11 protein-coding genes and 1 pseudogene are annotated in these 9,861 nt (G+C 78.0%); 4 read left to right on the top strand and 8 right to left on the bottom strand.

Annotated features, from left to right (window positions below):
• The 3 genes and pseudogenes from ACFUMH_RS17350 to ACFUMH_RS17340 all read left to right on the top strand — a co-directional run.
• Positions 1-547: pseudogene (locus tag ACFUMH_RS17350) on the top strand (1-pyrroline-5-carboxylate dehydrogenase); the annotation flags it as partial.
• A complete protein-coding gene (locus ACFUMH_RS17345) occupies positions 544-1,329 on the top strand; it encodes an alpha/beta fold hydrolase (RefSeq protein WP_378208503.1) in 786 nt (261 codons plus the stop codon). The pseudogene ACFUMH_RS17350 and the gene ACFUMH_RS17345, both read left to right, overlap by 4 nt.
• Entirely contained in the window at positions 1,326-2,411 is a 1,086-nt protein-coding gene (locus ACFUMH_RS17340; protein WP_378208501.1) for an esterase/lipase family protein, read from the top strand. Before ACFUMH_RS17345 ends, ACFUMH_RS17340 begins: the two co-directional genes overlap by 4 nt.
• Before the next feature lie 4 nt (positions 2,412-2,415).
• On the opposite strand, the gene ACFUMH_RS17335 is transcribed toward ACFUMH_RS17340, so the two are convergent.
• From ACFUMH_RS17335 to ACFUMH_RS17305, 7 genes are all read right to left on the bottom strand, one after another.
• Positions 2,416-3,840 carry a DHA2 family efflux MFS transporter permease subunit gene (locus ACFUMH_RS17335; RefSeq protein ID WP_378208511.1) on the bottom strand — a complete coding sequence of 475 codons (1,425 nt, stop codon included), beginning with the start codon at positions 3,838-3,840 and terminating at the stop codon, positions 2,416-2,418.
• A 376-nt stretch (positions 3,841-4,216) separates the two neighbouring features.
• The gene (mtnN, locus tag ACFUMH_RS17330) at positions 4,217-4,924 is read right to left on the bottom strand and encodes a 5'-methylthioadenosine/S-adenosylhomocysteine nucleosidase (protein ID WP_378208499.1); all 708 of its coding nucleotides are present in this window, start codon (positions 4,922-4,924) and stop codon (positions 4,217-4,219) included.
• The gene (locus tag ACFUMH_RS17325; RefSeq protein WP_378208509.1) at positions 4,921-5,373 is read right to left on the bottom strand and encodes an S-ribosylhomocysteine lyase; all 453 of its coding nucleotides are present in this window, start codon (positions 5,371-5,373) and stop codon (positions 4,921-4,923) included. The genes mtnN and ACFUMH_RS17325 overlap by 4 nt, the downstream gene beginning before the upstream one ends.
• A 107-nt stretch (positions 5,374-5,480) precedes the next feature.
• Positions 5,481-6,386, bottom strand: coding sequence for an NAD(P)H-hydrate dehydratase (locus ACFUMH_RS17320; protein ID WP_378208497.1), 906 nt, complete (start codon positions 6,384-6,386; stop codon positions 5,481-5,483).
• On the bottom strand, positions 6,379-7,089 hold the full coding sequence (locus tag ACFUMH_RS17315; RefSeq protein WP_378208507.1) for a histidine phosphatase family protein: 711 nt from the start codon (positions 7,087-7,089) through the stop codon (positions 6,379-6,381). Before ACFUMH_RS17315 ends, ACFUMH_RS17320 begins: the two co-directional genes overlap by 8 nt.
• Before the next feature lie 41 nt (positions 7,090-7,130).
• Positions 7,131-7,370, bottom strand: a complete 240-nt coding sequence (locus ACFUMH_RS17310) for a hypothetical protein (RefSeq protein WP_378208495.1) — start codon at positions 7,368-7,370, stop codon at positions 7,131-7,133.
• A gap of 130 nt (positions 7,371-7,500) precedes the next feature.
• The gene (locus ACFUMH_RS17305; RefSeq protein ID WP_378208493.1) at positions 7,501-8,457 is read right to left on the bottom strand and encodes a DNA-3-methyladenine glycosylase family protein; all 957 of its coding nucleotides are present in this window, start codon (positions 8,455-8,457) and stop codon (positions 7,501-7,503) included.
• Between the two features lie 230 nt (positions 8,458-8,687).
• Between ACFUMH_RS17305 and ACFUMH_RS17300 the strand changes: the two genes are divergently transcribed.
• Positions 8,688-9,074, top strand: coding sequence for an STAS domain-containing protein (locus ACFUMH_RS17300; protein WP_378208505.1), 387 nt, complete (start codon positions 8,688-8,690; stop codon positions 9,072-9,074).
• Positions 9,075-9,171: 97 nt separating this feature from the next.
• Here the strand turns inward: ACFUMH_RS17300 and ACFUMH_RS17295 are convergent, their stop codons facing one another.
• Entirely contained in the window at positions 9,172-9,546 is a 375-nt protein-coding gene (locus tag ACFUMH_RS17295) for an RNA-binding S4 domain-containing protein (protein ID WP_378208491.1), read from the bottom strand.
• Positions 9,547-9,861 lie beyond the last annotated feature (315 nt).

The following is a 9,861-nucleotide window of genomic DNA, read 5'->3' as shown; positions in this document are numbered from 1 at the left end:
GCCCGCGCCGGACCTGCGCGCGGTGCGCGGCGCCGCGGCGGCCGCCGCCCACGTGTGGGCCACCGACCTGGGCGTGCCGACCGACGTCAGCGCGCTCGAGCCCGAGCGCGACGTGCTGCGGCACCTGCCGGTGCCCGTGCACGTGCGCCTCGCCGAGGGCGCGCCCGTCGCCGACCTGCTGCGGGTGCTGACCGCGGGCCTCACCGCCGGCGCGACCGGGGAGGTGAGCGTCCCGACGCCGCTGCCCGACGCGCTCACCGCGGCGGTCACCGCCGCAGGGTTCGACGTGCACGTGCAGGACGACGCGGCGTGGATGGGCGACCTGCCGCACGTGCCGGCCGGGCGCGTCCGGCTGGTGGGCGGGGACGCCGCCGCGGCCGCGCACGCCGCCGAGGGGCGGGCCGACCTCACCGTGCACGGCGGCCCGGTCACGTCGTCCGGGCTCGTCGAGCTGCTGCCGTTCGTGCGGGAGCAGGCCGTCAGCGTGACCGCGCACCGGTTCGGCACGCCCGACCCGCTCGCGGACCGGGTGGTGGAGGCGCTGTGATCCCGCTGCCGAGCGGCCTCAACATCCGCATCGACCGCCTGCGCCTGCAGGGCGCGCCGGTGCGCACGTGGACGACCTGGCAGGACGGCATGGACCGCGTGCCGCCGGCGGAGCGCCGTGACGTCGTGCTCGTGCACGGCATCGGCGTCAGCTCGCGGTACTTCGGCCCGCTCGCCGCCGCGCTCGGGCAGCGCGGCGTCGTGCACATGATCGACCTGCCGGGGTTCGGCGACGTGCCGCACCCCGACCGACGCCTCGACGTGGAGGACTTCGCGTCCGTCGTCGCGGCGTGGCTGCGCCACGTCGGCCTGGTGCGGCCCACCGTCGTCGGGCACTCGATGGGCGCGCAGGTGGTGACCGAGCTGGCGGCGAAGTCGCCCGAGCTGGCCGGGCACGTCGTCCTCGTCGGGCCGACGACCGACCCGTCGGCGCGGTCCGTCGTGCGGCAGGGCCTGCGGCTGGCGCGGACGTCGGTGCACGAGTCGCGGCGCACCCGCCACACCATCGCCCTCGACTACGTGCTGTCCGGCCCCTACTGGTACGCCAAGGTGCTGCCCAGCATGATCGCGTACCGCACCGAGGAGCGGATCGCGCAGGTCCCGGTCCCGGTGCTGGTCGTGCGCGGCGAGCACGACGCGATCGCACCCCGGGAGTGGGTGCGGCAGGTCGCGGCGGCGGCGCCCGACGGCCGGTGGGCCGAGGTCGCCGGGGCGGCGCACGCCGTGTTCGCGGACCACGCCGCTGAGGTGGCCGCCCTGGTCCGGGCGCACCAGGATCGGTGAGGAGCGCCCGCCCGGGCGCGGGGGAGGTGCCCGTGCAGGACCCGGTCGCGCAGGACGAGCTGCGGCGCACGGACGGGGCGCCCCGCACCGCGGTGGGGGCCGACGTGCCGCCGCAGGAGCAGGAGGCCGGCGTGCGCGTCGGCTGGCGCCGGCGGGTGCAGCAGGCCGTCGCGTGGGGACGGGACTACGCGTGGATCGCCGCCGCGCAGGTGGCGGCCACGGTGCGGCAGCCGCCCGCGGACGACCTGGCGACCGGCACGCGCACGCCCGTGCTGCTGCTGCCCGGCATCTACGAGACCTGGCCCGTCATGGACGGGGTCGTGCGGTACCTGCACGACGAGGGGCACCCCGTGCACGCCGTCCCGGCGCTCGGGTACAACGGCCGCACGCTCGAGGAGTCCGCGCAGCGGGTCGTGGACCGCCTCACCGAGCTCGACCTCGACGAGGTCGTCCTCGTCGCCCACTCCAAGGGCGGGCTCATCGGCAAGCTCGTGCTCGGGACGCCCGGCGTCGGGGACCGGGTGGCCGGCATGGTCGCCGTGAACACGCCGTTCTCGGGGTCGGTGTACGCGCGCTGGTTCCCCGTGCGGGCGGTGCGGGCGCTGTCGCCGCAGGACCCGCACGTCCTCGCCCTCGCCCGGCAGGTCGCCGCGAACGGCCGCATCTGGTCGGTGTTCGCACGGTTCGACCCGCACGTGCCGGGCGGCAGCGAGCTGCCCGGCGCGGTGAACGTGCGCGTGCCCGTCGACGGGCACTTCCGCGCCCTCGGCGACGCGCGCGTGCACGCGGCCGTGCTCGACGGCGTCGGGCGGCTGGCCGCGGCGTGGCGCGAGCGTCGCGGGGTGCCGGCCAGCGCCGCCGCCGTCGACGCCGTCCGGGCGGCGCACGGCGTGCCGGGAGCCGGCGACGTCGCGGGCAGCGGGATGGTGGCGACCGCCGTGGAGGTCGTCGAGGCGGCCGCGGCGGCACCGACCCCGCCGGCAGGGCCCGTCGCGGACCGTGTCACGGAGCCCGCCACGGTGCCGGACGCGGAGCGGCCCGCCGACGCGGACGTCGACGGGCCGCGGGACCGCGGGGTCTGAGCGCTCAGTGCCCCACGGGCCGCCCGGCACCCTCGGGTGCGGGCCGCACGAGCAGCGCGGCCGCGATCGCGGGCAGCGACAGGACCGCACCGAGCAGGAACGCCCCGCGCACGCCACCGGCGGTGGCGGTCACGGCGGTCGACCCGTCGGCGGCCAGGCCCGTCGAGACGGCGGTGAGCACCGTGACGAACACGGCCGTGCCGGCCGCGCCGGCCACCTGCTGCACCGTGCCGATGACCGCGCTGCCGTGCGAGTACAGCGCCTGCGGGACCGACCCGAGCGCCGAGGTGAACAGCGGCGTGAAGGTCAGGGCGAGGCCCGCGGACAGCGTCAGGTGCGCGGCGACGACGACCCACGGCGACCCGCCCTCGCGCAGCAGCAGCGCCATCGCCCACACCGCGACGGACACCAGCACGGCGCCGGGGACGAGCAGCGGACGGGGCCCGACGCGGTCGTACGCCCGGCCGACGAACGGCGCGAGCAGCCCCATGAGCAGGCCGCCGGGCAGCAGGAGGAGCCCCGTGCGCAGCGTGTCGAGGCCGAGCACGTCCTGCGCGTAGATGGGCAGCATGATGATCGAGCCGAACAGCGACATCATCATCACGGCCATCAGGGCGACGCCGACCGCGAACGTGCGGTTGCGGAACGTGCGCAGGTCGAGCAGCGCGTCGTCGCGGCGCTGCAGGCGCAGCTGGCGCGCGACGAACACGCCGAGCCCGGCGAGGCCGACGACGATCGCGCCGACGGTCGTCGCGTCCACGCCGCCGCTCGCCGCGGCCTCGCCGATGTGCGACAGCCCGAACACCAGGCCGCCGAAGCCGATCGCGGACAGCACGACGGACACCACGTCGACGCGTGCCCACCGCGGCTCGGTCACGTTCGGCAGCCGCACGGCGCCGAGCACGAGCGCGACCACGGCGATCGGCAGCACGAGCCCGAACATCCACCGCCAGCTCAGCACGGAGAGGATGAGGCCGGACACGGTCGGGCCGATCGCCGGCGCGACCGAGATGACGACCGAGATGTTGCCCATCGTGCGGCCGCGGCCCTCGGGCGGCGTCACGTTCATGACGGTCGTCATGAGCAGCGGCAGCATGACCGCGGTGCCGAGCGCCTGCACGACGCGGCCGGCGAGCAGCAGCTCGAACCCGGGGGCGACGGCGCAGATCAGCGTGCCGAGCGAGAACGCGCCCATCGCGCCGAGGTACGCCTGCCGCGTGGTCAGCCGCTGCAGCAGGAACCCGGTGATCGGGATGACCACGGCCATCGTGAGCAGGAAGCCGGTGGTCAGCCACTGCGCGGCGGAGGCGGTGACGCCCAGGTCGTCGCGCAGGCGGGGCAGCGCGACGCCCATGATCGTCTCGTTGAGGATGACGACGAAGGTCGAGACGAGGAGCAGCACGACCGCGAGGCGGTCGCGCGCGGACATGGTCGCCGGGGCGGCCGCGTCGGCGGCGCCGACCGGACCGGCGGGAGCCGGTGCCGGCGTCGCCGGGCGGTCGTCGACCGTGGCGGTCGAGGCGTCGAGGTGCTGGTCGGTCACGGGTCCACCTGTCGTTCGAGGGTCCTGCGGTGCGCGGGCGCGCGGGAGCCGCCGGGCGGCGGCCACGTCGTCGGGGGTAGGACGAAAGTCTCTGGCGACAACCCCGCCGGGGTCGAGGTGATTCCGCGTCGGTGACCGGACGCGTGGTCGTACCGCATCGCCCGGCGCCGTCGCCCACCCTGCCGACCGGTCGCGCGCGCCGAACTCATCGGGGTGGTGGCACGGAGTCGCGCCACCACCCCGACGGCGGTCGTGCGGGCGCTCAGCGCACGGGCGCGAGCACCCGGTCCAGCAGGCCGAGGACCACCGCCGCGGAGCGCTCCGCGGCGTCGTCGACGTGCGCGTCGAAGTCGACGCCCGCGACCGGGCCGCACAGGTCCGAGATGCCGCGGACCGACAGGAACGGCACGTCGAGCAGGTGCGCGGCGTGCGCGAGCGCCGTCGTCTCCATGTCGCACGCGAGGGCGTCGGGGAACGCCGCGCGCAGCGGCTCGACGCGCGCGGCGTCCACGAAGACGTCGCTCGACAGGATCGTGCCCGTGCGGACCGTGAGGTCGCCCGGGTCCACGTCCGCGACGGCGGCGAGCAGCGCCGGGTCGGCGTCGTAGCGCACGGGCATGCCGGGCACCTGGCCCAGCGCGTAGCCGAAGACGCGCGCGTCCGCGGCGCCGTAGGTCGTCGACGCGCCGACGACGACGTCCCCCACGCGCACCTCGAGGCCCATGCCGCCGGCGGACCCGGCGCTCACGACGACCCGCGGCGTGTGCTCGGCGAGCGCGAGGGCGGCGGCCGTCGCGGAGTTGACCAGGCCGATGCCGCACGTGACGAGCAGCACCCGGGCGTCGCCGACGTGGAGCAGGCGCCGGCGGGCGCCCGCGACCTCGGTCTCGTCGCCCACGGACGTCGCGCGCTCGAGGAACGGCGACGCCTCGACGCCCATCGCCGTGACGACGACGGCGTCGACGCTCACGCGGTGACCTGCGCCCAGCCGGCCCGCTCCGCGAGGAACGCCCGGGCGACGTCCTGCGCGCCCTCCAGCGTGTGGTTGGCGCCCCACCCGCACTGCACCTCGTTGGCGGCCGGCACCTCGGAGGCGCCGAGGACGTCCTCGAGCGTCGCGGCGACGAGCTCCTCGACCTCCGCCTGCTCCCACCGGCCCTCGAGCATGAGGTAGAAGCCCGTCTGGCAGCCCATGGGGGAGAAGTCGAGGACGCGGTCGCTGTGGTTCCGCGAGTGCTCGGCGAACAGGTGCTCGAGGGAGTGCACGGCCGGCATCTCGAGGTACCCGTGGTTCGGCTGCGCGAAGCGCACGTCGAACTTGCTGATCACGTCGCCGTGCGGCAGCTCCTTGAGGTCCGCGAGGCGGATGTACGGCGCGGCGACGGTCCGGTGGTCCAGGTTGAAGGACTCGACGTTCATGCGAGGGGTGTCCACGTCACCAGTCTGCGCCATCCGGGCGGGGATGCGCCGTGCGGTCCGGGGTGCGGTCCGTGCTCAGGTCCGGGCTGCGGTCGGCGGCCCGCCCGTCAGCGGACGCGGAGCTCGACCAGCACGCGCGGCAGCTCGTCGAGCAGCTCGCGCGCCAGGTAGCCGAGCGGGCCCACGCGCGCGGCGAGCCGGTCGCCCGCCGTGCCGTGCGCCTCGACGCCGAAGCACGCCGCCTGCGCCGCGTCGGCACCGCGCGCGAGCAGGCCGCCGACCGCGCCCGCCAGCACGTCGCCGCTGCCCGACGTGCCGAGGCCCGAGTAGCCCGTGGACGACTCCCAGCGGCGGCCGTCGGGCGCGGCCACCCGGCCGGCGCTCGCCACGACGACGCCGTACCGGTCGGCCGCGCGCGCGGCCGCGTCGTCCCCGGCGTCCTCGTCCGGCCCGTCCTCGTCGCCCAGCAGGTAGCCGACCTCGGTGCCGTTCGGCGTCAGGACGGCCCGGCCGCGGACCGCGTCCCGCAGGTCGTCCGCCTCGCGCAGCACCCCGAGCGCGAACGCGTCGAGCACGAGCGGCACGTCGCCGGCCGTCCCGGCCACGACCGCGCGCAGCAGCGCGAGGGTGCCCTCGGGGGTGTCGAGGCCCGGACCGACCACGACGACGTCCGCGCGCGCGAGCTCGCCGTCGAGCACGCCGTCGCCGGCGCCCGTGACGGACCCCGCCGCGTCCTCGGGGAGCCCCACCACGCCGGCCTCCGGCACGGCGACCGCGACGTGCGGCGCCACCGAGCCGGCCACCGCGAGCGTCAGCCGCCCCGCACCCACCCGCAGCGCGGCGAGCCCGGCGAGCAGCGCGGCACCCGGGGTGCCGCGGGCGCCGCCGACGACGCACACGCTGCCGCGCGCGTCCTTGCCGCCCGTCGGCTCGGGCAGGGGCCAGCCGCGCAGCCGCGCCGGGGTCAGCGGGCCGCCGCGGTCGGGCGCGCCGTGCGTGCCGCCGTCAGCCACCGGTGTCGTCCGTGCCCTCGTGCTCGGTCACGGGGGCGTCGAGCTCCGCCAGGTGACCGACCTCGTCGAACGCCGTGAGCAGCCACGCGCCGTCGACGCGGTCGAGCCGCGTCACCGACGCGTTGCGGATGCTGCGCTCGCGCACGATCGCCATGAGCGCGTCCTCGTCCATGGCCTCGAGGACGTAGCGCAGCAGCATGACGACGGCGTCGTGCGCGACGACCAGCACGCGCCGGCCGTCCTCGCGCTCGGCGAGGTCGCGCAGGAGCGCGCGCAGCCGCAGCGCCACGTCCGCCCACGACTCGCCGCCGGGCGGGCGGTGGTACATCTTGCCGAGCAGCCGGCGGCGCTCCGCCTCACCCGGGAGGCGCGCCTCCACGCCCGCACGCGTGAGCCGGTCCAGCACGCCGAGCTCGCGGTCGCGCAGGCGCTCGTCGAGTCGTACCGGCACGTCCAGCCCGGCCGCCTCGAGCACCGTCGCCGCCGTCTGCCGCGTGCGCACGTAGGGCGAGCACCACACGACCTCGGGACGCTCGTCGGCCGGCAGGCCGCCGAGCCACACGCCCAGCGCACGGGCCTGCTCGCGGCCCCGGTCGGACAGCGGCGTGTCCGCGTCGCGCGTGTCGATCTCGACGACCTCCGCACCGGCGCGCTCGGCCGCCGCCGCGGCGAGGTTGCCGACGCTCTCGCCGTGCCGGACCAGGACCAGGGACGCCGGTGCCGGTCCGCCCGGCGCGACGGGCGTCAGCGCCGGCCGCCGCGGTCGAGCGCGGGCAGGATCGTCGTCGGGATCGCGTACGCGAGCGCGAACGTGACGATGCCCGCCGCGCCGATGGCCATGCCGAGCAGGCCGTCGATGTCGAAGCCCCACGCGATGAGGGCGAAGGAGCCCAGGAAGAAGACGAGCGACAGCACGCCGGCGGCCACCCGGCTGGGCGCCTCCGGGGCGGCGTCCTGGTGCGGCTCGGTCGTGTCGTACGCCATCGGGTCCTCCTGCGTCGTCCTCGGCCGCGGTGCTCCCGCGGGCGCCCTCAGTATCCCCGGGCGGGCGGGGGTGGGGCATCCGGGGCGGCGTCGGGCGGGTCGCCGGGGCGGCGGGTGCGCGCGCCGGTCGTCAGACCAGCGGGCGTGCGCGCGGGGCGCGCGGCCCGTACGCCGGCATCCGGCCCCGGTACGCGAGCTCGAGCAGCACGAGGACGCGCTGCCGGTGCCCGCGCCACGGCTCGAGCAGGCGCAGCATCCCGGCGTCGTCCGCGCGCCGGCCGGTCAGCGCCCACCCGACGAGGTGGCACAGGTGCGCGTCGCCGACCGACACGGCGTCGGGGTCGCCGAGCGCGCGGGACGTCACCTCGGCGACGGTCCAGGGGCCGATGCCGCGCACGGTGAGCATCCGCCGGCCGAGCTCGGCCGCGCCGACGTCGGGCGTGAGCGCGTGGGCGACCTGCGCGGCCCGCCGCACGGCGTCGGAGCGCTGCGCGTCGACGCCCGCGCGGCGCCACTCCCACACCGGGAGGTCCCGCCACACCGCGGGCGGCGGTGCGACGCGCAGCCCGGCGGGTGCAGGCCCCGGCGGGGGCGTGCCGTGCCACGTGACGAGCCGGCGCCACGAGGCCTTCGCGTCGAGGCCGACCACGCGCTGCTCGAGCACGGCCGTCACGACCGTGTCCCACACGTCCCCGCTGCGCGCCAGGCGCACCCCCGCGTACGTACGCCGGGCGCGCGCGACCGCGGGGTGCAGGTGGTCGGCGAAGCCGTCCGCGTCGTCGAGCACGCCGAGCAGGCCGGGCGCGTCGGCGACGGCGTGCGCCGCGCCCGGCCCCCAGGCGTCCACCCGCACGGCGCCGGGCCCGGGCCGCAGCCGCAGCGTCGCCGCACCGGCGGGACGGCGGACGGCGTGCCACACCGTGCCGTCCGCGGCGTGCTCCCACGTCGGGTCGCCCGCGCCGCGGCGCAGGCGACCCACCGTGCGGCGCAGGTCGACGTCCGACGGCACGGGGACGACCGCGTGCACGTCACCGGTCGCCGACGCGTCCGCGACGGGGGTCGCGGCGGCGGGGGCGGTCGGGGGCACGGCACCAGGATGCACCCGCGCACCGACGCTTCCTGCGTGCGCCCCGGGTGCGGCCGACGCGGCACGCACGCGGGGGCGGCCGCCGGCGGCCGCCCGTGCGGGGGGCGAGCGGTCCTGGGCGGAGCGGCCGCGACGGGCCGCCGGTCCCGCGACCTGCGCCGGAACCAGCACCTGTGCGCGGCGGGTCGCGGTCGCCGACCGCGCGACGGGCGGGCAGACTGCGCCCCGTGATGTCGGTCTCCGGCGGTGCGGGCGGACCTGGCGCGGCGCGCGCCGGGCGTCTCGACGTGCACCGGGACGGCGGCACGCTGCGCGTGGTCCTGCACGGCGCCGTCGACCTGCACGTGCGCGAGCACGACGCACCCGCTCTGTGGGCGCAGCTCGACGAGCCGGGCGTCCGCGTCGTGGCCGTCGACGCGTCCGACGTGTCGTTCCTCGACTCGAGCGGGCTGTCCGTCGTCGTGCGCCTGGTGCGGGACGCGGCGGAGCTCGGCCTGCCCGTCCACGTGGAGGCGCTCAGCCGGCCCGTCGCCGAGCTGCTCGACCAGACGGGTGTGCGGGCGTGGATGGACGACCTCGCGGCGTCGTCCCCCGGGCACGGCCGCACCGGCGGCTGAGCACCGCCGGGCACGTGCGCCGGTGCGGCGTGCCAGGCCCGGGCGCGACGGTGCCGACGCTCGCGCGACCGTGCGTCGGCCGGTGCCCGCCGGGCCGTCAGCGGCCGCGGAGCCGGTCGATCTCGCGCCGCTCGCGCTTCGTCGGACGGCCCGCGCCGCGGTCGCGGACGCCGGCGACGGCCACGTGCTCGCGCGGCACCGGCGCGGGGGAGCGGTCGAGGTACGACGCGCGCGCCACCTCCGCGGACACGCGCTTGACCAGCAGCCGCTCGACGACGACGAGGCGCTCCCGCGCTCCGCCGCGCACGAGCACCTCGTCCCCGGGCACCACCTGCGTCGCCGGCTTGGCGCGCTCGCCGTTGACGCGCACGTGCCCGGCGCGGCACGCCGCACCGGCCGCCGACCGGGTCGGGAAGAGGCGGACCGCCCAGGTCCAGGCGTCGACGCGCACCTTCCCCAGCGGCTGGGCCATCGTCGTCCTCCTGGGGTCGTGCGGCACCGGCCCTCTCCCGCGGCCGCCGGCCCACCCAGCCTGCCACGCGCCGAACCCCCCGCGACGCCCCACCGCGGCCTCCCGTCCCGCGCCCGCTCCCGCACCCGACGCGGCCCGCCCCTCCCGCACCCGACGCGGCCCGGCCCTCCCGCACCCGACGCGCCGGCCCCCTCCCACCCACCGCCGCCCGAACGCCACCGTCGACCTCGCCGGTCCACCGCCGAGCTCGCCGGTGCGACGCCGACGTCGCCGGTCCTGCCCGGCGACGTCGGCACCGAGCGAGCGACCTCGGTG

This window comes from Cellulomonas sp. NPDC057328, assembly GCF_042667215.1.
Lineage (GTDB): Bacteria > Actinomycetota > Actinomycetes > Actinomycetales > Cellulomonadaceae > Cellulomonas.
Note: the sequence above shows the minus strand (reverse complement) of the source record. Positions and strands in the feature narration are given on the sequence as shown.

Excerpts from the sequence above, each read along its gene's own strand:
- ACFUMH_RS17335 (WP_378208511.1), bottom strand. The coding sequence starts at position 3,840 with ATGTCCGCGCGCGACCGCCTCGCGGTCGTGCTGCTCCTCGTCTCGACC.
- ACFUMH_RS17325 (WP_378208509.1), bottom strand. The coding sequence starts at position 5,373 with ATGAACGTCGAGTCCTTCAACCTGGACCACCGGACCGTCGCCGCGCCG.
- ACFUMH_RS17310 (WP_378208495.1), bottom strand. The coding sequence starts at position 7,370 with ATGGCGTACGACACGACCGAGCCGCACCAGGACGCCGCCCCGGAGGCG.
- ACFUMH_RS17300 (WP_378208505.1), top strand. The coding sequence starts at position 8,688 with ATGTCGGTCTCCGGCGGTGCGGGCGGACCTGGCGCGGCGCGCGCCGGG.
- ACFUMH_RS17295 (WP_378208491.1), bottom strand. The coding sequence starts at position 9,546 with ATGGCCCAGCCGCTGGGGAAGGTGCGCGTCGACGCCTGGACCTGGGCG.